Source organism: Paraburkholderia sp. GAS38, assembly GCF_050434965.1.
Taxonomy (GTDB): Bacteria; Pseudomonadota; Gammaproteobacteria; order Burkholderiales; family Burkholderiaceae; genus Paraburkholderia; species Paraburkholderia phenazinium_A.
The window spans coordinates 153,294-175,617 of record NZ_JBNDJO010000014.1; the positions used below are offsets into that span (position 1 = coordinate 153,294).

Below are 22,324 nucleotides of genomic sequence, written 5' to 3' on the forward strand. Positions count from 1 at the left end.
ACCAGGTCAACGTGAGAATGGGCGAACGAATGGGCCAACCCAATCGATATGATCTTTTTTGAAAAAAGTATTATTGCGGTGAATCAACCCCACGGCGGATAGGCAAACACCCATGACACAGATGACGAAAGCGCTGTTCGGCGACGGCAGCGGACCCTTGCGGCAGAGAATCGTCGGACTTTACGCGTTTCTGCTGGCGTTCAACGTGGCCGCCTGGGTCTGGGCTTTCATCGCATTTCACCACTACCCGTTGCTGATGGGGACGAGCCTGCTCGCGTACTCGTTCGGCCTGCGGCATGCGGTGGACGCCGATCACATCGCGGCCATCGACAACGTCACCCGCAAGCTGATGCAGGCCGGCCAGCGCCCGGTCAGCGTCGGCCTGATGTTTTCGCTCGGGCATTCCACCATCGTCGTGCTGGCTTCGGTGGGCATCGCGGCCACCGCGCTAGCGCTGCAAAGCCGCATGGATGGGCTGAAGGAAATCGGCGCGGTGGTCGGCACGATCGTCTCCACGCTGTTCCTGTTTGCGATTGCGCTGCTGAACCTCGTGATCCTGCGCTCGGTGCTGCGCGCGTTTCGTCGCGTGCGCAACGGCGAGCCCTACGCGGAGGAAGATTTCGACATGCTGCTCGCGAGCCGCGGTTTTCTCGCCCGCATCTTCCGGCCGCTCTTTAGCCTGATCACGAAAAGCTGGCATATGTACTTTCTGGGCTTCCTGTTCGGTCTCGGCTTCGACACCGCGACCGAGGTCGGCCTGCTGGGGATTTCCGCCGCGAGCGCGGCGCAGGGTCTGCCGATCTGGTCGATCCTGGTGTTCCCGGTGCTGTTCACGGCGGGCATGACGCTGATCGACTCCACCGACAGCATCCTGATGCTGGGCGCCTATGGCTGGGCCTTCGTCAAGCCGGTCCGCAAGCTCTACTACAACATCACCATCACGACGATCTCGGTGCTGGTGGCGTTGCTGGTGGGAGGCATCGAAGGACTCGGGCTGATCGGCGATCAGCTGCATCTGTCGGGCGTGTTCTGGAATGCGATCGGCAGCCTGAACGATAACTTCGGGATGATCGGCTACGCGATCGTCGGCGTGTTTATTGTCAGTTGGCTGCTGTCGGCCGCGATCTATCGCTGGAAGCGCTTTGAAGACGTGGAGATCCGGGTGGAATCGACCTGATGCGCAAGCGCTCGCCTTAGCGGGTGCCGTTGCGCAGAAAATCGCGCTGGGCGGTCGCTTCGATACGGTTGCGGCCGCGCTGTTTGGCGCGATAGAGCGCCTGATCGGCCGCCTCGATGATTTCCGCCGCGTCGGCCTGCGGAGACTCGAACACGGCCACCCCGACGCTGACGGTGACATAGAGGCCGGTCGAGCTTTCGTTGCGGATCTTCAGCGACTGCACCGCTGCCTGCATGGTGGCGGCCACGAGGCAGGCGCCGGCTTCGTCCGTGGCGGGCAGGATCGCCGCAAATTCTTCGCCGCCATAGCGCGCCAGCAGGTCGCCGCTGCGCGGCAGCGCGGATTGCAGCGCGAGCGCGATCGAGACCAGGCAGCGGTCGCCGGCCGGGTGCCCGTAGCGATCGTTGAGCAGCTTGAAGTAATCGATATCGACCAGCAGCAGCGCCAGCGGATGCCGGTTGCGGATAGCGCGATTCCATTCGAGCGCGAGCGCCTCGTCGAAGCGCCGGCGGTTCGCCGTGTTGGTCAGCGCGTCGGTGAGCGCCATCTGCTCGAGGCGGTCGCGCGCTTCGTGCAGCTCGCGTTGCACGCGGATGTAGCGGCCCTGCAGCGTGGTCGAGCGGGTGGCGTAGACGACGAGGGCGGTAAAGATTCCCACCGTGCCCGCATAAAAATGCTGGCGCATCACCCAGATGCTCAGCGCCAGCAGCGCGACCGTGTAGAAAATGGGCGTGACGTTTTCGATGAACAGGGCGAGCGTCTGCTTGTGCGCGATGTGTTCCACCTTGGGGCGCCGTGAGCGCGGCGCGACGGTTACCACAACGAGGAACAGGAAGGGGATATCGACGAGCGCGTCCATGGCGGCATGCCCATCCGATGTGGCGGCCCAGTTGTTGTACACGAAGGCCGCAACCGCGTAGATCCACAGGAAGGCGAAGAGGCGCGCATAGAAGCGGCGTTCCTCGCCGCGCGGCTGAGCCAGCAGACGCAAGGTCGCGGCCACCGCAAGGATGAAGTTCTCGGCGTTGTAGGTCAGCACCAGGGTCGTCGCCGGAATCGGCGCGAGCGGGGTGTCCGAAAACGGCACCACGGAAAAAATGATGACGTAGGCGAGGAAGCCGGTCAGCAGCGCCTGGGCCGCGTCCATCCAGATGAAGAACGGAACCCGCTGTTTCGCCGAAACGGACGAGATCGCGAGCAGCACCGGCACGCCGTAGAGGAAGAACGAGAAATCGGAGAACCAGGCGGCGCTCTCAGGGATGTGCTGGAAGATGTCCTCCCACGCGCTGAGCGCAATGCCGCAGGTCCACAGTCCCATCCCGGCGCTCAGCAGAATCCACGACGAGCGCGATTCGCGCGCCTCGGTTGCGGCCCGCCAGCAGCAACTTGCGCAGGCCAGCGCGGGCGCCAGCAGCAGGAACGGATAGCTGGCGAACGTGGATGCCGTCGGGGAAGAGAACACCAGCAGACCTATCACGTGCAGCGATACGAACGAGACGGCCAATAGCACGAGATGGGTGAGCTTGGGCGAGCGGCGCACGGTTTGACCCCGGAGGTGAGGAAGGCGAGCGAAAACCGTCAGAACGGCGTGTGCCGATTCAAGGCGTTCCTGACTCATTTATGCCGGCAATCCACATAATCTGATCTACGGCAGACCGGGCGAGAACTTGAACGCCATGACCTGAATGCCGTTTCGACCGCTGGTAATCCCCTAGATCGAGCAGCGTGATAATGAGCCTCATGCGCGACGCGAACTGCCGTTTGATCCGGCGAGGCCGATTCCGCGAAGGGCGGCGTTTCAGGTACAGCGCCGCAGCGTTTCAGGCAGTGTCGCATCTTTCCCTTTATGCAGACAATCCCCTCTTGATCGAACAGGCGTTTGATCTTTTACTGGAATGAGCGGCGCAGCCGTGCGGGCATTTTCTGGAAACAGGCTGGATTGACCGTGCGACCGTGTCGATTCTTCGACATGCCGTTCGTCGTGTGAATAGGGGCGGCTAGATCGTGAAGCCTTAAGAGGCCGCAGGCCGCCACGTTGGGCCCTTATTTTCGTTCAACCTGTCAGGAGATCACGGATGACCGATACGGATCGAATCGCGCAGCAACCGCAGGCATTGCAGCCGGCCACGTTATTGGCTCAGTCGCCGCGGCGCTTTCCCGGCGAAAGCACCCAGTACCGCGAGGCGCGCAATGCGCTGCTGGCCGAGGAAATCGAATTGCGCCGCCACATCGAGCGGGTGGCGGCCCAGCGGCGCGCGTTGCCGCCGGGTGGGGCGGTGCCGCAGGACTACCGCTTCGAAGGCGAGCATGGGCCGGTGACGCTAACGGAGATGTTCGGCGCCCACGATACGCTGGTGACCTACAACTGGATGTTCGGCCCGCGGACGGCACGGTCTTGTCCGATGTGCGCCGCGACGCTGAGCTCCCTCGACGGCGAGATGGCCGATATTCTGCAACGCGTGGCCTTTGCTGTGATCGCCCGCTCGCCGATCGAACGTCTCGTGGCCTTCAAGAAAGAGCGTGGCTGGCGCCACCTGCGCGTGTATTCGTCGGGCGGCAACAGCTTCAACCGCGACTACGCGAACGAGGACCCCGATGGCGAGGACACCTCGGAGTTCAATGTCTTCACCCGCTCGGGCGGCGTGCTGCGGCATTTCTGGGGCGGCGAGATGGGTCCGCAGACGGCCGATCCCGGTCAGGATCCGCGCGGCGCCCCCGACATCATGCCGGTCTGGCAGGTGCTCGACATGACGCCGGGCGGCCGCGGCACGAACTGGTATCCGAAGCTCGAGTACGGCACCTCGCCGGCAGCGCCGGCTGACCCAGCCGGCTCATGCCATTGCGATAGCCATACCTGAGTCCGCAGCGGTGCCACCGTCACGCCAGCGGCCTGTCCGGCGTAAGATACGCGTTCGCATGACGGACGGTCTGATCGGCGCCACGCCGAGGGCCGCTCCGTTCCCCTGGTATCCGCTACGGACTGCATCATGTTTCAGGTCTCCACTGCCTCATCGCAACTTTCCAAACCGGCTCAATACGAGGAACTGGTCGCTCAGGCGCGTTCGCTGCTCGCCGATGAAACCGACCGGATCGCCAATGCGGCGAACTTCTCGTCACTGGTGTTCAATTCGCTGGACGGCTTGAACTGGGCCGGCTTCTATTTCTTCGACGGCGCCGAACTGGTGGTCGGACCGTTCCAGGGCAAGCCGGCATGTGTGCGCATCGCATTGGGCCGCGGCGTGTGCGGGACGGCGGCGCAGACGCGCGTCACCCAGGTGGTGCGCGACGTCCATGAATTTCCTGGGCATATCGCTTGCGATTCGGCCTCGCAGTCGGAGATCGTGGTGCCGCTGGTTGCTGCCGACGGCACGCTGATCGGTGTCTGGGACGTCGACAGTCCGCTCGTCGCGCGCTTCGACGCTGAAGATGCCAAAGGCATGGAGGCGTTGTGCCGGGTGTTTGTCGAACTCGCTTGGTCGCGTACCGCGGCGAAATAACGCCGCACGCGGCGCCTTTCGTGACGCGTGAGCAAGAGGCCACGCGGCCAACAGACAAACAGCACAGAGGTGAGCTTTGAATAGCAATGCGAAACAGGCGGTCGGCAAGGACTTTTCCGTCGCATCGATGCAGCACGCACGCGCGATGACCTGGAAGGTGGTCGATGAAGTCGCGAAGAGAATCCGCCCGGGCATGCGCGAATCGGAAGCGAATGTCATCTGCAAGGTCGTGCTGCAAGAACTGGGCATGGAGCGGATCTGGCATCCCATCCTGATCCGCTTCGGCGAGAACACGCTGAAGACGTTCAAGGAACGTGCGGAAGTCGATCCGCAACTGGCCGAGAACGATATTTTCTTCGTGGATCTCGGCGTGGTGTGGGATCACCATGAAGGCGATGCCGGCGCCACCTACGTGGTGGGCGACGATGCCGAAATGAAGGCCTGTGCGGCAGCGGTCAAGACGATCTTCGACGAGGTCGAGCATCATTGGCGCAGCACTGGCGCGGGCGGCAAGGACCTGTACGGGTACGCCGCGCAACGGGCCGAGGCGCTCGGCTGGCGTCTGAACGTGGATATCAAGGGGCATCGCGTGAGCGACTTCCCGCATGCAATCTACAAGGCCGGCAATCTGGGCGACTTCGACGAGCGGCCTGATGCCAGCCTGTGGATTCTGGAAATCCAGATCGCCCATCCCACCCGGCCGTTCGGCGCGTTCTACGAAGACCTGCTTGCCTGATCTGCATGATCTGTAAGGGCTTGCATGAGCGCGCGCCCCGGCCGCGCTTCGTGCCACCGGCTCCATCCTATGCGTATCCGCACATAGACTAGATGCTCGACGGGGGATGGGTTCGCCTGCCGCATCCCGCTATTGTTGTGTCCACGCAGCCCGATAACACGGCGGCTGCGACGAATCCACGTCAGGTCCCGGAGACGACACAACATGACTTCCCCCCAAGTAGCCCCATTGACGTTTCAACGCTCGGCCACGCAGCCGCGCAACTGCACTTTCGATAGCCACGACTGGGAGATACTCAGCCGCTATTGGCATCCGGTGGCGTTCGCCGCCGACGTGCAAGACAAGCCCCTGAGTGTGACGCTGCTGGACGAACGGCTGGTCGTGTTTCGCACGGGTAGCGGACCGGACGGCCAGCTCGTGACGGCGCGCGACGTCTGTCCGCATCGCGGCGCGCCGTTGAGCCAGGGCTGGGTCGAGAACGGCAATCTGGTGTGTCCGTACCATGGCCTCGCGTACGGCGGGGACGGCAAGTGCAAACACATCCCGTCGCAAGGCGACGGTCCGATTCCCGAGCGCCTGCATCTGACCACTTACGCCACTCAGGAGGCCTATGGGCTGATCTGGGTGTCGCTGGGTGGCGGCACCGAAGCGTTGCCCGAGTTTCCCAACTGGGACGATCCGTCGTTTCAGCAGATCCTGCCGCCCTCGATCGATATTCGCGCTTCTGCCGGCCGGCAAACCGAGGGTTTTATCGACGTCGCGCATTTTGCGTGGATTCACCACGACAGCTTTGCCGATCGCGAGAATCCTGTTGTGCCGCAGTATTCGGTGGAGCGGTGCGAGCGTGGCCTGCATGCGGAATACATCAGCACGGTCAGCAATTTTCCGAAGTCGATGCAGCATCGCGCGCCGGACGGTTTTCTGTGGCGACGCATCTTCGAAGTCGACGTGCCGTTTTTTGCCCGCCTCACGGTGCACTTCCCGGAGGGCGGACGCCTGTCGATTCTGAACGCGGCGAGTCCGGTCTCGGCGCGCCTGACCCGGCTGTTCGTGCCGATCGTGCGAAACTTCGACAAGGATTTGCCGCTCGACGACGTCTATGAATTCAACCGCCAGGTCTTCGAGGAAGATCGCGCGATTGTCGAGCAGCAGTGTCCCGAGGACCTGCCTATCGACCGCACGGCGGAGGCGCCGATTCTGGCTGACCGCTCGTCGGGCGCGTACCGGCGTGCGCTGGGCGAGATTGGCCTGGGCCAGGTGTATGTGCGTTAATCCGCGATCGGGAGAATGGCGATGAACATCTGGGAATGTGTAATCTGCGGGTTTCGCTATGATGAGGCGCTGGGTCTGCCCGAAGCGGGCCTCGCGCCCGGCACGCGCTGGGAAGACGTCCCCGACGACTGGATCTGTCCCGATTGCGCGACCGGCAAACATGACTTCGAAATGCAACGGATAACGGTATGAGCGAACACGCATCCAATCAGGCGCAAGCGCCGGTTGTCATCGTCGGCACGGGACTCGCCGGCTATACGGTCGCACGCGAATTGCGCAAGCTCGACGCGGCGGTCCCGCTCGTCCTGATCAGTCAGGATGACGGCAGCTTCTATTCGAAGCCGATGTTGTCCACTGCGCTGGCAATGAAGAAGGAAGCGCACGCGTTGGCGAACTTCGACGCGGCGGCGATGGCGAAGCAACTCAACGCTGAGATCCGCACGCATCAGCGGGTCGAGCGCATCGTGCCGGATGCACATACGATCGTGGTGGAAGGCGAGCCGCTGCGCTACGGCAAGCTGGTGCTTGCGACAGGTGCCGACCCGCGGCGGTTGCGGATCGACGGCAGTGGTGCCGACGAGATTCTCTCGATCAACGATCTCGCGGACTACGCCCGTTTCAGGGAAGCGTTAAACGGATGCGGCTCGGTGGCGATTCTTGGGGCAGGGTTGATCGGCTGCGAGTTTGCCAACGACCTGCTGTCGGCTGGCCACACCGTCGCGTTGATCGACCCGGCCAGCACGCCGCTGGCGCGTTTGCTGCCCGAGCGCACCGGTGAGGTGTTCGCCAACGCGTTGAGCGAGCGCGGCATCCGCTTCTATCTTGGGCGCGGTGTTGCGAGCATCGAGCGCTTGCAGGCCGGCTATCGGCTGACGCTGGACGATGGCGAGGCCGTCGATGCCGACCTGGTGGTCTCGGCGATCGGTCTGGTCCCGCGCACGGCGCTGGCGTCGGCTGCCGGCATCGCAGTCGCGCAGGGCATCCATACCGATGCCTGGTGCCGCACCAGCGCGCCGGATGTTTACGCGCTCGGCGATTGCGCGGCGCTCGACGGCAAACTGCAACCCTACGTTCTGCCGATCATGCACGCAGCGCGCGCGTTGGCGCGCACGCTCAACGGCGAAGCGACGCGCGTCGCGTTCCCGGTGATGCCGGTGATCGTCAAGACGCCGGCGGCGCCTGCCGTCGTGGTGGTGCCGCATATGGAGGGTGAGTGGCGCATCGAGCCGACCGCCGAAGATGCGCCTCACGCCGCGCGCGCCGTCTGTCACCACGTCGAGCATGGCCAGCCGATTGGCTTCGCGCTGGTCGGGGCGGCGACCGAAGGCAAGGCCGAACTGCTCAAGGTGCTGGCGGCGAGCGCCGCTTCGGCGCCGGCGTAGGCTCGCCTGTCGCGAGGTTCCAACGATAACAAATCTTCCATGTGACCGACCTCACTTCGCGCCGGATCGGTGGCGTAACGGGCCTGTCACCTCTCAGCGCCACTGATGCTTCGCATTGCGCCGCAGGCTTCGCTTGCGGCGTTTTTTTATGGCTGATCAGGTTTCCAGCAGATTCTTCGCCACGTTCGCGACCAGTCTACGCAGCCACATGGCGGCGGCGCTGCGATGGGTCCGGTCGTGCCAGAGCTGGTAATACGTCAACGGTTGTGCGCCGCCGGGGACGGGCTCGATGCGCAGCGGCAACAGACCGGTGTAGTGCGTGGCGAGCGCACGCGTGGTGGTGAACAGCAGGTTCGAACGCACCAGCACGTAGGGGGCCATGCCGAAGTAGGGCAGCGTGGTGGTTACCGTGCGCGACAAACCGTTGCGCGCCAGTTCGACGTCGATGGTGCCCCACGCAGTCGTGTTGTAGGTGGTGACGGCCAGATGTTCGGCCTCCTGATAGACGGCTTGAGTGAGCCGGCTAGGCTTGATCGGATGAGCGGTGCGCATCAGGCAAACCAGTTCGTCCTTGCACAGCGGCTGCAGGTGCAGATGCTCCGGCGGCGTGCGCCAGTTGCCGATCACCAGATCGAGGAAGCCGCTTTCGAGGCCATGCTCGTAGCCGCCGTCGACCATCATCAGATGCTTGAATTCGATCTTCGCACCCGGGGCCTCGCTATGAAAGGCGTCGACAATCGCCGGCACAAAAAACACGTCGAGATAATCCGGCGAGCCGATGCGGAAGGTCCGGTTCGTGGTGGCCGGATCGAAGGTCGTGGTCGGGTGCAGGATGGCGGCGATGCTGTTCAGCGCCTGCGCGGCCGGGTCGATCAGCGTGAGCGCATGGCTGGTCGGCACCATCCGGCTGCCGCTGCGCACCAGCAGCGGATCGCCGGTCATTTCGCGCAGCTTGCGCAGGGCGACGCTCACCGTCGGTTGCGACTGTCCCAGCAAGGTTGCGGTGCGCGATACGCTGGATTCGGTGAGCAGCGTGTGCAGGACCTTGATGAGATGAGAGTCGATGATTTCCTTGGACATCAAATACGGGACCTCTGTTGTTCAGCCGCGTATTCAAGGCTCGTCCGCCTACGCCGCGTTCGAAATATATGAGCGGATATAGCGAGCGTCAATTGGGGGTATTTACCGTAGCCGTCCGTAGCGCCTTGCCGGGACGGGATCATGGGCGAGGCGGCATCCCGGTCATAGGCGCCGGTTTATGGGGTAGAGGAGGGGATGTGGGGGAGCGTGAACCGCCAGAGGGTGAAGCGCGATGACTACGGCGAGCAGGGGTTGCGGCTGAGCTTGTCAGCCGCAACCCCTTCAACTCATGAAGGCAAACGGCGCGTTACTGTGCCTGAACCTTCTTGGGCTTGGGCGGCGTTTGCACCTTGGCGTACTGGAACTCCGGCGTCGCCTTCAGCGCGTCCTTGGTGGCGCCGGGCAGATACAGATTGCCGCCGCGGACGTCGAGCGCGGCGATGGGGACGGCGACGTCGTGCGTGGCGACGCCGAGGAACCCGCCCGCCGACAGGATCGCCGCCGAGACGGAGCCGTCCGGGGCGACGATCAGATCGCGCACCGAGCCGATCTTTTCGTTCTGGTCGTTATAGACCGCTTTGCCCAGCACGCTCTTCTTGACGCTCCAGCCCTGCAGAAGTGCCTGGGACTGCTCGACGGTGACGCTCAGAGGCTGTGTGCCGGCGACCTGTGCATGCGCGTTGATCGATGCTGCAAGTGCCACTGCTACCCATACTGCCTTGTGCAAAGCCATATCGTTCACTCCGTGGTTAGATTCGGTTTCTGGCACGTCCTTCATCCCGGCTGTCGCAACGCCGGCCACTGCTGGTCGCGACTGCGCGGCGCGCTCCGCTCCGGAAGGTCCCGGAAGGGGCGGCTTTCCATCATACCTTTCAGGCGGCTTTGCTGCATCGAAGCGCACCCTGAGACGAATGAGCATCTTGTTGCGATGGCGCGGCATTCCCGCGCGAGTCGCCCGCTCCTAAAGTACGTCTGAACGACAGGCCTGTGCGGCGCCGCCGGACACCTGGCTCGAATCTTCAGGAGTAAAGCAGATGAATACGCATCGTGGACCCATGCCGGTCGCTTTCTTCGGCATCGCAGTCGGGTTGTTTGCATTCGCCAATGCGTGGCGCGTGGCGAGCCGGATCTGGCCGGTACCGGCAAGCGTCGCGCAACTGTTGACGCTTGGCGCGTTCGCCGTGTGGCTGGTGCTTGGCGCAGCCTACGCGCATAAGTGGATCGCGCACCGCGCCGAGGCACGCGCCGAACTGCAGCACCCGGTGCAATCGTCGTTTGTCGCGCTTGTACCGGTTTCCGCCTTGCTGGCCGCCGGGGCGTTGCTGAACTATTCGCACGTCGCGGCGGTGGCGCTGTTCTGGCTTGCTGCCGCGAGCGGACTGGCGCTGGGTGTGTTCCTGCAAGGCCGCCTCTGGCAGGGCGGACGCGCGCCGGAACTGGTCACGCCGGCGATCTATCTGCCCGCCGTCGCCACCAACTTCGTGGCCGCGACGGCTTCCGCCGCGTTCGGCTGGCACCAGTTGGGCATGCTGTTCTTCGGCGCCGGCGTGCTGTCGTGGCTCGCCATCGAATCGCTGATCCTGCATCGCGCCGCCGTCCACGAAGCCTTGCCCGAGGCGCTGCGCCCCACCTTGGGAATTCAACTGGCCCCGCCCGTCGTGGGCGGCGTGGCCTACCTGAGCCTGACGAGCGGCGCGCCCGACCTGTTCGCCTACCTGCTGCTCGGCTACGGCATCTATCAGGCTCTGTTGCTGCTGCGCCTGTTGCCGTGGATTCGCCAGCAGGCCTTTGCACCGTCGTACTGGGCCTTCAGCTTCGGCGTCGCCGCCTTGCCGACGATGGCCATGCGCATGGTCGAACGCGGTGCGAGCGGTCAGGAAGCATGGTTGGCGGCCGGCCTGTTCGTGCTCGCGAACCTCGCAATCGCCGTGCTCGTCGTCATGACGCTGCGTCAATTGTGGCAAGGCAAGCTGCTGCCCGCGAGTGCGCCGGCTGCGGCTGCCCGGCCCCAGTCGCCTGGCGGCGCGCGGCCTGCCGCCGCGGCCGTCGGCGCCCACTGAAGTTTCCGCCGTCTCCCGCCGTTAACCCGCTTGACGGACATAACAAGCCTGCACGCACGTATCGTGCCGGCGCTCACCAACATAGAAAAGGTGCGGAGATGGAACGCTTTCGGCTCAAGGTACGGCTCTGGCTGGCGGTGGCGGTCATGTGCATGGGAATTCTGGCGATCGGCCTGTGGGGCGCCTTCAAGGCCCGCGAGACGATGATCGCAGGCCGCGAGGCCGAACTGAAAAGCGTGGTGAGCGTGGCGTATGGCGTGGTGAATCGCTATAACGAGCTTGCCGCGGCGGGTACCCTGCCGCTCGCCGACGCGCAGCGCAACGCACTCGCCGATCTGAAGGCGATGCACTACGACGGCTCGGGCGGCTATCTGGTGATCACGGACGCCCACGCGAAAGTGTTGATGCACGGCGTGCGCAGCGAGCTCGACGGCAAGGACATGAGCCAGTTCACGGATCCCACGGGTCATCACGTGTTCCAGGAAGGCTCGGATCTGGCTGAACGTAACGGCGAAGGCTTCATGAATCTGCAGTTCATGAAACCGGTCACCAATAAAATGGCGCCGAAGGTGAACTACGTCCGGCTCTTCAAGCCATGGGACTGGACCATCATCACCGGGGTGTTTACCGACGACATCGACGCCGCGTTTTATCTGACGCTCGTGCAGTACGTCGTGGCGGCGCTGTTTCTGTGCGTGGCGGTGTCGATTGTGATCGGGCTGATCGCCCGCAGCATTCTGCGCCAGCTCGGCGGCGAGCCGGCCTATGCCGCGCAGATCGCAACCCGCATCGCCGACGGCGAGCTCGACGTCGTGGTCGCGACCCGCAACGGCGACGACACCAGCCTGCTCGCGGCCATGCAGCGCATGCAGTTGCGCCTCGCCCAGGCGATTGCGCAAATCCGCGGCGGCGCCACGTTACTTTCCACGGTCTCCGGCGAAATTGCTTCCGGCAATGCGGACCTGTCGCGCCGTACGGAAGAGCAGGCCACCGCGCTCGGCGAAACGGCCGCCAGCATGGAGCAGATCACGGCGACCGTGAAGCAGAACGCGGACAACGCCAGGCAGGCCAGCCAACTGGCGCACAACGCATCGGAGACGGCGGTGCGTGGCGGCGACGTGGTGGGCAAGGTGGTCGAGACGATGCACGGCATCTCGCAGTCGTCGCTCCGGATCGGCGACATCATCGGCGTGATCGAAGGGATCGCGTTTCAGACCAACATCCTCGCCCTCAATGCGGCGGTCGAGGCGGCGCGCGCCGGCGAGGAAGGGCGCGGGTTTGCGGTGGTGGCGGGCGAGGTGCGCAATCTGGCGCAACGCAGCGCGGCCGCGGCAAAGGAAATCAAGGCCTTGATCGAGGAGTCGGCCGCGCAGATCGCAGGCGGCTCGCAGTTCGTCGAGCGAGCGGGCGAGACCATGCAGGAAGTCGTGCAGGCGGTGCGGCGCGTGACGGACATCATGGGCGAAATCAGCGCGGCCTCGGTGGAACAAAGTTCGGGTATCGAGCAGGTGAACATCGCGGTCGCGAGCATGGACCGCACGACCCAGCAAAATGCGGCGCTGGTGGAACAGGCGAGCGCATCCGCAGAGGTCCTGAAAGAACAAACCGCCCAGCTCGAAGCGGCCATCGCGGTCTTTACGCTGCCTGAGGGCAGCGTGCAAATGCATTGAGGTGGGAGGCGCGGGTGGTTTCGGCGCGCCGTACCTGGTCTTCACGACTCGCGCACTTTATGTCGCGAGATGTCACGGTGCCTGAGTGAGGCGCTCAGACGCCCGCGTGGCGGGCCTCCGCGCGCTGTCGCTTGCGGTGAAACCGCGCGACATATCTTTGCAATAGTGTCAGCGCAGCCGTCCTTCTATAGTCCGTTCGTCGCCACGCCAGAGTGCTCAATGTGGCCCGAACTGCGAAGGACATACCGTGAAAAACGCCTCGTTTCAGCTTTCCACCACCGGCGCCTGGCTGGCTTCCACCGCTAGCGCCGTGCGTGTTCGCCTCACCATCAAGAAGCTCGCCCTTGCGGCGTGCGCGGCAGTGTCGGTGCTCGGCTGCGCGCCGGCCTCGGCCTGGACCTCGCGCGGCACGGCCTACACTTCGCGCGGCACGTATAACGGCGCGCACGCCGGCTCTTGCGGCGGCGGAAGCTGCTCGCACGCGGGCGGCGTCGCCGGCCCCTGGGGCGGTGTGGCTACCAATACCGGCACTGTGACGCGTACGGCGCCGGGGCAGTTTTCGAACTCGGGCACCGCGACCGGACGCTATGGCAATTCGGTCCAGCATGCCGGCGATACCAGTTGCGCCGGTGGGACCTGTTCGCACACGGGCACGCTGACCGGTCCCGACGGCAAGACCGCCAGCACCTCCGGCAGCGTGACGCGCGATGCGCCTGGGCAGTATTCGTCCACCGGCTCGGTTACCGGGTCGAACGGCAACACGTACAACCATGCGGCTTCGACTAATTGCGCGGGCAATTCCTGTTATCGCTCGGGGACGGTGACCGGTCCGGACGGCGGTACCGTCGATCATTCCGGCAGCGCCACGCGCGTAGCGCCGGGTGTGGTGACGACGTCGAGCAGCGTGACGGGGGTGCACGGCAACACCGTCACGAGCAGCGGCACGGTGGTCGCCGGCGGTACGGTTACAACGGGCGGTGTGGTGGTCGCCGGCGGTACCGTCACGACGGGCGGCACCGCGGTGGTGGTGCGTGCGCCGGCGGTCGTCGTGGCGCCGCCTGTCGCTTATGTACCGCCGCCCCCGGTGGTCTATGTGCCGCCGCCTCCGCCGCCCGCCGTGTATGTCGCACCCCGTGTGGTCTACGTCGCGCCGCGTCCTGTGGTGTGGGTGCCGGGTCACTGGTATGGCGGTATCTGGATTCCGGCTCACTGGTCATGAACCGCGGCGTCCAATCATCAGGAGTCCGCATGCAAGGCGAGCCGCAAGCGAGGGGCGGGCAGGGCAGCATGACCCCGGCCCGTTCGCGTGAAAACGTGACCCGTACCCGCTCTTTCTTCAGACGGATGAAGTTCGCGACGCTGATCGTCGCGCTTGCCGCAGTGGTCGCCGTTACGGCCGGAACGGCAGGCGAAACGAACGCGTTTGCTGTGCCGGTCCCGGGCGTGGATGACGGGCCGTTTCCCACGTCCATCCTGGCGCCGCATTCACCGCATTTACCGCATTTACCGCGGTTATCGCATCCGCCGCGTTGTGCGTTGAAGTACGCCGCCGTGCTCGACCTTGCCGAACTCGCGCGCCGCGACGGCAAGTCATCCAGCGTCTATCTGCATGCGTTCAATAACGTGGCCGGCCAGATCGACGAATGCAACAGCGGCGCACGCTATGCGTCAGCGTCGGTCGCCGTCGTGGCGGCGGACGGCGGCGCGGGGTCTGCCGCCGACGAATGAAAATACCGGCTCGGCGTGCTGCCCAGCGCGCGCTTGAACATCGCAATGAAGGCACTCACGTTGTCGTAACCGAGTTCGAGCGCGACGGTCGTGACCGGCAGATCCGCAGCGAGCATTTCGAGCGCGCGCAACAGTCGCGCCTGCTGCCGCCACTCGGCGAAACTGAAGCCCGTCTCGTCGACGAAGCGGCGGCTCAAGGTGCGCGGTGAGAGCGCGGCCCATTGCGCCCATTGTTCGAGGCGCCGGTTGTCCGCGAGATCGTCGGTGAGCGCCTGCGCGATGCGTTGCAAGCGGGCGTCGCGCGGCATCGGCAAGCCCAGACGCTCGCGCGGCAGGCTCAGGATTTCGTCGACGATCACCCCCGCCACCCGCAGTTGCGGCGCGTCCAGGACCGCACTGCGCCAACTGGCGGCACGCCGCACGGCCTCGCGCAGCAAGGCGGACGTCCGTACCGTGCAAGGTTCGGCGGGCAGCGGCGCGCAGGCCGCTTCCTCGATATAGACGCTCCAGCCCGCATAGGCGCCGTGCGAGCGAAGCGCATGCGTACGATGCGGCGGAATCCAGACCGCGTGGATGGCGGGCACGACCCATTGCTGGTTGTCGACGCCGACCGACAACAGCCCGCGCAGCGCACCCAGCAACTGGCCGCGCGCGTGACCGTGCGAAGGCGTGACGCGCACGTCGTCGCCGGTCTGTTCGACAGCGATCAGGAAGGGTCCGTGAGCGGACTGCGCCTGTTGCGGGGAAATCAGCGGTTGGGTCATGGCCGAAACGACGGATCGAATGGCCTTTATACCGGAGACGCGCTGCATCCGTCCATCTAGAGTGGAATCTCTGCAACCGGCCGCTCGCGCGGCCACTCAACCAGGACGGACAGTCATGAAAGCACACGAGCTCTTACCCGACCATGTGAATCAATGGGACCTCGACGGCGTCACGGTGCGCAAGGGCACCGTGGGCGCGTTTCTCGTCAACGCGAGGATCTGGTGCGACCGCGACGCCGCCGCGCAAAGTCGTGCCGAGGCCGAGCGCGATATCGTCGACGCGTTGCCGGCGCTGCGGGCGCTCGGGATCTTCGACGTGATGGACGTTCGCGATGCCGCGCTGCGCGGGTTGATCGGCGCGCATTGAATTCGGCGCGGCGGGAAGGCGCGCCCAGGCGATAATCGTCGGCCCATTGAACCGGCAACGCCTATGACACAACCCGCATTTTTCCCGTTTCAGGATCTGGCTCGAACCTTGTTGCCGCACGCGGGCGACGCGAACGGCGACGGTTCGCACGACACGTCGCATTTGCAGCGTGTCTGGAAGAACGCAGCGGCCATTCAGGCCGAGGACGGCGGCGACGCGCAGGTCCTGTTCGCCGCCACGATCCTGCACGACTGCGTTCCCACCGAGAAAAATTCGCCGTTGCGTGCTCAGGCCTCGCGTCTGTCCGCTGACAAAGCCGCCCGTGTGCTGAGCGCGCTCGACTGGCCGCAGGCGCAGATAGACGCCGTGGCGCACGCGGTGGCCGCGCACAGTTTTTCAGCCGGCATCGAGCCGCTGACGCTGGAGGCGAAAACGTTGCAGGATGCGGATCGGCTCGACGCGATCGGCATGCTGGGGGTGGCGCGATGTTTCTATGTGGCGGGCCGGATGGGGAGTGCCTTATACGACCCGCTCGATCCGCACGCATCGGAGCGGCCGCTCGACGACCGTCGCTATGCGCTCGATCATTTTCGCGCGAAGCTGCTCAAGCTGGCATCGGGTTTCCGGACCGACACAGGGGCCCGGCTGGCGCGCGTGCGTCATGAGCGCTTGCAGCGCTTTCTCGACGAATTCGCGGATGAAATCTGATTTCCGCCTGCTGATCTCTCATGAAAAAAAACCGCTCCGGTGACTGAAAAGGGGACCCGGAGCGGTTCGAGAGGAACAGGAGTGCTACTTGCCTTGCTGCGTCTTTAGAACTTGTACGTCGCGCCGATCTGGGCGAAGCGGCCGACGTAGGTGTACAGCGACTGGTCGTAACCGGACTGGTCAAGCGAGTTGTCGGCCCAGAGCGGATCGAACGGAGGCGCACGATTGAAGATGTTGTTCATGCCACCGTAGATGGTCCAGTGCTTGAAGCCTGTGTACGTCACCATCAGGTTGAACTGGCTGTACGAACCGACCTTGTCCGACGGTGCGGTCGCGGCCTGAGTTGCGAGCGTCTGGGCATACGGTCCGGTGAACTGCCAGGTCAGCGCGGTGTTGAACTGGTGATACGCCCACGACAGCGTCGTATTGCCCTTCCAGCGCGGGAAGCTGCCGCCGAACGGTTGGGTCAGCGTGAAGTTGTTGCCTGCGCCGTTGACCTTGCCCGTCGGTGTGCCGAGGTTGAACGCATCGACGTAAGCCCAGTCGGCCGACAACACGAACGTACCGACCTTCGTCGGCAACGACTGGCGGAAGGTGCCTTCGAAGCCGTTCGTATCGAGGTAGCCCAGATTCTCGTACGGGAACACTTCGTAGAGGGTCTGGCCGTTGGCCGGGTTCGTGACGATCTGCGACGGGGCGAGCGCTTCGCCAATCACGTTGGTGATGCGGATCTTGTACCAGTCGAGGCCCACGTCGGTGGTACGGGTCGGCGAGAGTTCGAAGCCGATGTTGTAGTTCTTCGTGCGTTCAGGCTGCAGATCCGGATTGCCCGAGGTGATCGTAGTGACGGTCCCCGACGGAAGATCCTGAATGCCCAGCGTTTGCGACTTGCTGTCTTCGACGAAGGTCGGCGCACGGAAGCCGCGGTTATACGACGCGTACATCGTCATGGCCTGCACCGGCTGATAGCGCAGGGCGAAACGCGGCGAGAACGCGCCGCCGAAATCGCTGTAGTGGTCGTAACGGCCGGACTGGCTGAACGTCAGGTTCTGGATGATCGGCACATCGATCTGGTAGTAGACCGCGGCGACGTTACGCTGGCCGTTCACGGTTTCCAGATCCACGTTCGCAACCTGGCCGGTCAGATACTCGGCGCCCGGGCTGATGAACTCGCTCTCGTGCAGGAACTGCGCGCCGAAACCGATACCCACATCGCCCGCAGGCAGGTGGAACAGGGTCGGCGTCGCCAAGGTGGCGTCGACCGTATCGAGCTTCGAAATTCCTTCGTTCGTGGCGCTCTGATACAGACCATTCAAACCGTTCGGCGTCGAGGCCGGGTTTGCGAAGTTGAACGTGCCGTTCTGGAAGATATTGGTCAGCGCATTTGCATTGAGCTGGTTCGTGTACGTATTGTCGACCGTGCTTTGCGAGTGGCTGATCGAGGTCGCCCAATCCCAATCTCCGTTCGGTAACGCGAACGTTCCCTTGACGCCGGTGGATGCGCGCCAGAAATTGGAATCCGTCTTTTCGGCCACCGCTGCCGGGAACGCATACGTCAACGGGGTAGCCGCACCAGTCGTGTTGTACGGGTTGGTGAGCGGAACCGTATTGTTGAACGGGCTGAGACCGGTTCCCGGCGAATAGATCAGTGTCGGCGTTTCCGGGTTGCCGACAATGTTGTTCCACAGACCGTCGTTGGTCGTGGTCTGGTTGTGGCTCTCCCACAGATCGGCGTACGCCGTGGTGGTGTCGTTAATCTTGAAGTCGGCGTGAACCTTCGCGCTCAGACGTTGCGTCTCCGGCACGATGGAGGTGTCGTTGGCCGTATTGGCGGCACACACTGTCCCGCCGCCTGCAAGCGCGCCAAGGTAATTGGTGCCGGCCGGACGCACCGAGCCGCCGTTGGGGCAACCCGCGAGCGCCTGCGCACCGTTCGCCGTGTTCCAGTACGACGGCGCGAGCAACGACAGCCCGCCCGGCATGTTGGTGAAATCCTGATTGGCCGTTGTATCGCGATCCGCCAGCGTCGAGCCGGCGTTGTCGTAGTAACTGGCCGATGCGGTGACGTTGAAGCGGTCCGAGTTCAGATCGCCGAAACCGCCGAGCACACTGAACTTCGTCGTGCCGTTGCCGGCTCCGTCGCTCACTGAGCTGCCGTAGCTGCCGTCGAGTTGCAGACCTTGAAAGTCGTGCTTGGTGATGATGTTGACCACGCCCGCAATCGCGTCCGAGCCGTACTGCGACACGGCACCGGTCTTGACGATTTCGATGCGGTCGATCGTGTTGAGCGGCAGCGTGTTCAGGTCGAAAAAGTTGTCCACGCTGTTCGAGAAGAACGCGAACGGCGCGACCCGTTGCCCGTCGATCAGGACCAGTGTGTATTTCTCACTCAGGCCACGCAAGGCGATACCTGCGGCGCCTGCGGCGAAGTTGCCGGTCTGGCCTTCGCTCCAGCTATTCGCGGAGTTGGCGGTGGTGGTGCGCAGGAAGTCGGCCACGCTGGTCGCGCCGCTGTCCTGGATGTCCTTCTGGGTGACCGTCTGCACCTGGTTGAAGCCGACCTTGTCCGAACTGCGGATCAGGGAGCCTGTCACCTGGAAGGTTTGCAGCTGCTTCACCGCGCGGGTACCGGTGCCGGTGACGCCCGAGGTGCCGGGCGTTGGAGGCGTGGTGCCGCTGGTGGTACCGCCTGGAGCCGTGGCAGGCGTTGCTGGTGTTGCCTCCGTTGCAGCCGGCTGGCTTTGCGCGAACGCCGGAACGGCGATCGCGGCTGAGAGTGCCAGTTCAGCCCAGATTATTCTTCGAATGGCGATTGCTAATGCCCTTTGTTTCATCATTCCCCTCACACTTGTCAGTAAGGCCATACGCTGTTGTGCGAAGAGAGGTCTTTTGGACCTCCCCACTCCATGCTCGGCGTGAATCCGCCGGATTCCGTCAGCAGCTTCTCCCACGCCGGTCATCGCGCATTGGGTCTTGCCACGCACAAGGCACGGCTGACCGCATGGGGAAGCTGGTGTTTAGTATCGGAGTACTAAACATTTATTATCGGATTGCGCAGCGTTTTTTATCTTGCTAGACGCGTGTCGGAGATCCAGTCTCACTCGCTTCAGATGGCTGGCGACCGCGTCTGCTTATCAAGCACACAGAAACATTATGCATTCCTTACGAAATGCTTTACTGCTATGCCACTTCGACTCACTGACCGACGGGTACTGCGGGGTATCGGATCGTCATTGCAGCCGCTACCTTGAGCGGCATGCCAGACCTCTTGAGATATGCCTTACGATTAGTTGCGAAACACTACCAAGCCACAATGCCCGAGTCAAAATTTGTTTGATAGAAATAAAACTTGTTGTTTTCCGGCAGGGAAATCGAATGACGTGGCGTGGCGGGAGGGTGCCAGGAAAGCCGCCGGTTTTGTCCGCGGTGACCGGAGAGAAGGGTGCTCGCATGGCCGACAGGCGGCGCGTAGCGGCGAGTGACGAGGTGGCCGCCTGGTCTTCGCTGGGCGTGTGCGCTGCGCAAAGCGTCGCGCTCGATGCGAGTGCGTAGAGTGCTGCGTCTAATCAGTGTGTGAGCCTGGGACGTCCTTACGAAACCATTAACGGCCGCGCACGATGACGCGTGCGCGAGGCGGTTCGTTAGCCGTCGGTGTCACAGATTGGGATATCGCGTTGCGCGGCCAAGCCGCTTTGCTCGTTGTTGTAGCGTGTGCAGAACAGGCCGCTTGTTAAAACGTGAATAAGCGACGAGATTCGGGCCCTTATTGATCAAACACACGCATCGCGGCAAGGCACAATGGCGACTCTCTCAGGTTCTAGCACGCCCTCGGAAACGCTAGAATCTTTAGGCCGGCGCGAGCCGGTCTTCTTTTTTCTGCCTGTCGCCTGCCATCCGGCGCTGAGCCGTCACATCGCTTCCAGAACTTCGATGCCTAGCAGTCCGAGTCCGGTGCGCAACGTATCGGCGGTCAGCCGGCATAGCTGCAGCCGGCTCGTGCGCGTCTCGCCCGTTGCGTTAAGTACCGGACATGCTTCGTAAAAGCGCATGAGGGCCGCCGCGAGTTCGTACAGATAGGCGCATAGGGTGTTCGGTAAGGCATCCTGCGCGACTGCGAGCACGGCGTCGGCAAAGCGCGCCAACTGCAGCGCGAGTTGGCGCTCGGCGGGTTCCACGAGAGTCACCTTGGCATTGACGTCCCATTCGCCGGCGCGGCGCAACACGCTCTTGATACGCGTGTAAGCATACTGAAGGTATGGCGCGGTATTGCCTTCGAAGGACAGCATGCTGGCCCAGTCGAATACGTAATCGGTACTGCGGTTCTTGGCGAGGTCGAAATATTTGATCGCGCCGATGCCGACGACCTGGGCCACCGCTTGCCGCTCCGCTTCCGGCAACTCCGGACTTTTCTCGGTGACGAGATTGAAGGCGCGTTGCGTGGCTTCCGCGAGGAGTTCGGCGAGCTTGACGGTGTCGCCGCTGCGGGTCTTGAACGGCTTGCCGTCGTCGCCGAGCACCACGCCGAAGCCGACATGCTCCAGTTGCACACCCGCCGGGACGTAACCCGCCTGACGCGCCACGGAGAAGGCCTGCTGGAAATGCAGCTTCTGCCGGGCGTCGACCACGTAGAGCATCCGGTTGGCCTTCAGCGTGGTGGCGCGGTAGCGGATTGCGGCGAGGTCGGTGGTGGCATAGAGGTAGCCGCCATCCTGCTTCTGCACGATGTACGCGGCCGGCACGCCGTCCTTGCTGCTGAACTCGTCGAGAAAGACTACCTGCGCGCCGTCGCTCGTCACGGCGAGCCCTTTGGCCTGCAGATCCGCCACCACCACGGGCAGGTCGTCGTTATAGGCGCTTTCGCCGTAGACGTCCGCAGGCGTCAGACCCACGTTGAGCCGGCGATAAATCTCCTCGCAATGGCTCATGGAGACCTCGAGAAAACGTCTCCAGAGTTCGAGCACGCGCGGATCGCCACCTTGCAGTCTGACGACGTAGTCCCGCGCCCGATTCGCGAAGGCCGCATCTTCGTCGAAGCGTTTTTTCGCATGCCGGTAGAACACTTCGAGATCGGCGAGGGCGAGGTTCGATGCGTCGTCGGGACCGGCTTCGTCCATGCACGCCGTCAGCATGCCGAATTGCGTGCCCCAGTCGCCCACGTGATTTTGCGCGACGACCTTGTGGCCGACGAAACGCAGGACTCTCGCCAACGCATCGCCGATCACGGTTGAGCGCAGATGCCCAACGTGCATTTCCTTGGCGAGATTCGGCGACGAGTAATCGATCGCGACGCATTGCACGGCGTCTCCGCTCACGCGCGGGACGGCGAGGCCGCCCTCGTCGTCGAGCGCGGTTTTGACCCAGCCGGCCAGGTAGTCCGGCGCGACCGTCATGTTGATAAAGCCTGGTCCGGCAATCTCGACGTGGCTGACAATGCCGTCGAGCTGCAGATGCTCCACCACCGTTTGCGCGAGCGCGCGCGGATTGAGCTTGCGCGACTTGGCTGCGGCTATGATGCCGTTGGCCTGATAGTCGCCGTGCTCCGGACGGCTGGCGGGCTGAACATTGGCGGAGGCGTCCGCACAGCCGGCTGCCGCGAGGGCAGCCTGGACGCGCGCATTGAGAAGCTGGAGCAGGGTCTGATTCGGCATCGATAAGGATGGGTATTGGATTGTGTGGGGACGCGGCCAGGCAGGGCAAACCAGACCCCTGTTGCTGCATGGGAGGCGGAGAACGCGGCCGCGGACCTTGATGCTGGCCTGGAGCGGGCAGTGTGCCGCCGCGCTCGAAACGATGGGTCCTTCAGGCGATTCTACATGGCCTTGGCGAGGCCGCGGCCGGGGAAGGCGGGGTGGCGGGACGCCGCGAGGAAAGCGGCGTCGGTCA

At 63.9% G+C, this 22,324-nt stretch carries 19 protein-coding genes; 13 read left to right on the top strand and 6 right to left on the bottom strand.

Features of this window, described 5'->3' with window-relative positions:
• Positions 1-112 precede the first annotated feature (112 nt).
• A complete protein-coding gene (locus tag P3T42_RS28360) occupies positions 113-1,177 on the top strand; it encodes a HoxN/HupN/NixA family nickel/cobalt transporter (RefSeq protein ID WP_429307910.1) in 1,065 nt (354 codons plus the stop codon).
• Positions 1,178-1,193: 16 nt separating this feature from the next.
• Here P3T42_RS28360 and P3T42_RS28365 read toward each other — a convergent pair whose 3' ends face one another.
• Positions 1,194-2,717, bottom strand: coding sequence for a diguanylate cyclase (locus P3T42_RS28365; protein WP_429307911.1), 1,524 nt, complete (start codon positions 2,715-2,717; stop codon positions 1,194-1,196).
• Positions 2,718-3,252: 535 nt separating this feature from the next.
• On the opposite strand from P3T42_RS28365, the gene P3T42_RS28370 reads away from it, so the two are divergent.
• The 6 genes from P3T42_RS28370 (at position 3,253) to P3T42_RS28395 (ending at position 8,064) form a co-directional block, all read left to right on the top strand.
• Positions 3,253-4,035, top strand: coding sequence for a DUF899 family protein (locus tag P3T42_RS28370; RefSeq protein ID WP_429307912.1), 783 nt, complete (start codon positions 3,253-3,255; stop codon positions 4,033-4,035).
• 129 nt (positions 4,036-4,164) lie between these two features.
• A complete protein-coding gene (locus tag P3T42_RS28375; protein WP_429307913.1) occupies positions 4,165-4,674 on the top strand; it encodes a GAF domain-containing protein in 510 nt (169 codons plus the stop codon).
• Between the two features lie 76 nt (positions 4,675-4,750).
• Positions 4,751-5,410, top strand: a complete 660-nt coding sequence (locus P3T42_RS28380; RefSeq protein WP_429307914.1) for a M24 family metallopeptidase — start codon at positions 4,751-4,753, stop codon at positions 5,408-5,410.
• A gap of 204 nt (positions 5,411-5,614) precedes the next feature.
• The gene (locus P3T42_RS28385) at positions 5,615-6,682 is read left to right on the top strand and encodes a Rieske 2Fe-2S domain-containing protein (RefSeq protein ID WP_429307915.1); all 1,068 of its coding nucleotides are present in this window, start codon (positions 5,615-5,617) and stop codon (positions 6,680-6,682) included.
• A gap of 21 nt (positions 6,683-6,703) precedes the next feature.
• Complete coding sequence (locus P3T42_RS28390; RefSeq protein ID WP_074297405.1) at positions 6,704-6,874, top strand: rubredoxin; 171 nt, start codon at positions 6,704-6,706, stop codon at positions 6,872-6,874.
• Positions 6,871-8,064 (top strand): NAD(P)/FAD-dependent oxidoreductase, encoded by a 1,194-nt coding sequence (locus tag P3T42_RS28395; protein ID WP_429307916.1) that lies wholly within the window; start codon positions 6,871-6,873, stop codon positions 8,062-8,064. Before P3T42_RS28390 ends, P3T42_RS28395 begins: the two co-directional genes overlap by 4 nt.
• A gap of 156 nt (positions 8,065-8,220) precedes the next feature.
• On the opposite strand, the gene P3T42_RS28400 is transcribed toward P3T42_RS28395, so the two are convergent.
• Positions 8,221-9,144, bottom strand: coding sequence for a LysR family transcriptional regulator (locus P3T42_RS28400; RefSeq protein ID WP_429307917.1), 924 nt, complete (start codon positions 9,142-9,144; stop codon positions 8,221-8,223).
• 307 nt (positions 9,145-9,451) lie between these two features.
• Positions 9,452-9,877: a PRC-barrel domain-containing protein gene (locus P3T42_RS28405; RefSeq protein WP_074295905.1), complete on the bottom strand. Its 426-nt coding sequence runs from the start codon at positions 9,875-9,877 to the stop codon at positions 9,452-9,454.
• Between the two features lie 301 nt (positions 9,878-10,178).
• Between P3T42_RS28405 and tehA the strand changes: the two genes are divergently transcribed.
• The 4 genes from tehA to P3T42_RS28425 all read left to right on the top strand — a co-directional run bounded on the left by tehA (position 10,179) and on the right by P3T42_RS28425 (position 14,602).
• Entirely contained in the window at positions 10,179-11,204 is a 1,026-nt protein-coding gene (gene tehA, locus P3T42_RS28410; protein WP_429307918.1) for a dicarboxylate transporter/tellurite-resistance protein TehA, read from the top strand.
• Between the two features lie 98 nt (positions 11,205-11,302).
• Complete coding sequence (locus P3T42_RS28415) at positions 11,303-12,874, top strand: methyl-accepting chemotaxis protein (protein ID WP_429307919.1); 1,572 nt, start codon at positions 11,303-11,305, stop codon at positions 12,872-12,874.
• Between the two features lie 247 nt (positions 12,875-13,121).
• Positions 13,122-14,093, top strand: a complete 972-nt coding sequence (locus P3T42_RS28420) for a hypothetical protein (protein WP_429307920.1) — start codon at positions 13,122-13,124, stop codon at positions 14,091-14,093.
• Positions 14,094-14,161: 68 nt separating this feature from the next.
• Positions 14,162-14,602 carry a hypothetical protein gene (locus tag P3T42_RS28425; RefSeq protein WP_429307921.1) on the top strand — a complete coding sequence of 147 codons (441 nt, stop codon included), beginning with the start codon at positions 14,162-14,164 and terminating at the stop codon, positions 14,600-14,602.
• Here the strand turns inward: P3T42_RS28425 and P3T42_RS28430 are convergent.
• Positions 14,536-15,366 carry an AraC family transcriptional regulator gene (locus P3T42_RS28430; RefSeq protein ID WP_429307922.1) on the bottom strand — a complete coding sequence of 277 codons (831 nt, stop codon included), beginning with the start codon at positions 15,364-15,366 and terminating at the stop codon, positions 14,536-14,538. The genes P3T42_RS28425 and P3T42_RS28430 overlap by 67 nt on opposite strands.
• Positions 15,367-15,481: 115 nt before the next feature.
• Between P3T42_RS28430 and P3T42_RS28435 the strand changes: the two genes are divergently transcribed.
• Positions 15,482-15,733 carry a hypothetical protein gene (locus P3T42_RS28435; protein ID WP_429307923.1) on the top strand — a complete coding sequence of 84 codons (252 nt, stop codon included), beginning with the start codon at positions 15,482-15,484 and terminating at the stop codon, positions 15,731-15,733.
• A gap of 63 nt (positions 15,734-15,796) precedes the next feature.
• Positions 15,797-16,441 carry an HD domain-containing protein gene (locus P3T42_RS28440; protein ID WP_429307924.1) on the top strand — a complete coding sequence of 215 codons (645 nt, stop codon included), beginning with the start codon at positions 15,797-15,799 and terminating at the stop codon, positions 16,439-16,441.
• A gap of 104 nt (positions 16,442-16,545) precedes the next feature.
• Here the strand turns inward: P3T42_RS28440 and P3T42_RS28445 are convergent, their stop codons facing one another.
• Together P3T42_RS28445 and argS are read right to left on the bottom strand one after the other, a co-directional pair.
• Positions 16,546-19,275, bottom strand: a complete 2,730-nt coding sequence (locus P3T42_RS28445; RefSeq protein WP_074297403.1) for a TonB-dependent receptor — start codon at positions 19,273-19,275, stop codon at positions 16,546-16,548.
• A gap of 1,074 nt (positions 19,276-20,349) precedes the next feature.
• Positions 20,350-22,089 (bottom strand): arginine--tRNA ligase, encoded by a 1,740-nt coding sequence (gene argS / locus P3T42_RS28450; RefSeq protein WP_429307925.1) that lies wholly within the window; start codon positions 22,087-22,089, stop codon positions 20,350-20,352.
• Positions 22,090-22,324: the final 235 nt, after the last annotated feature.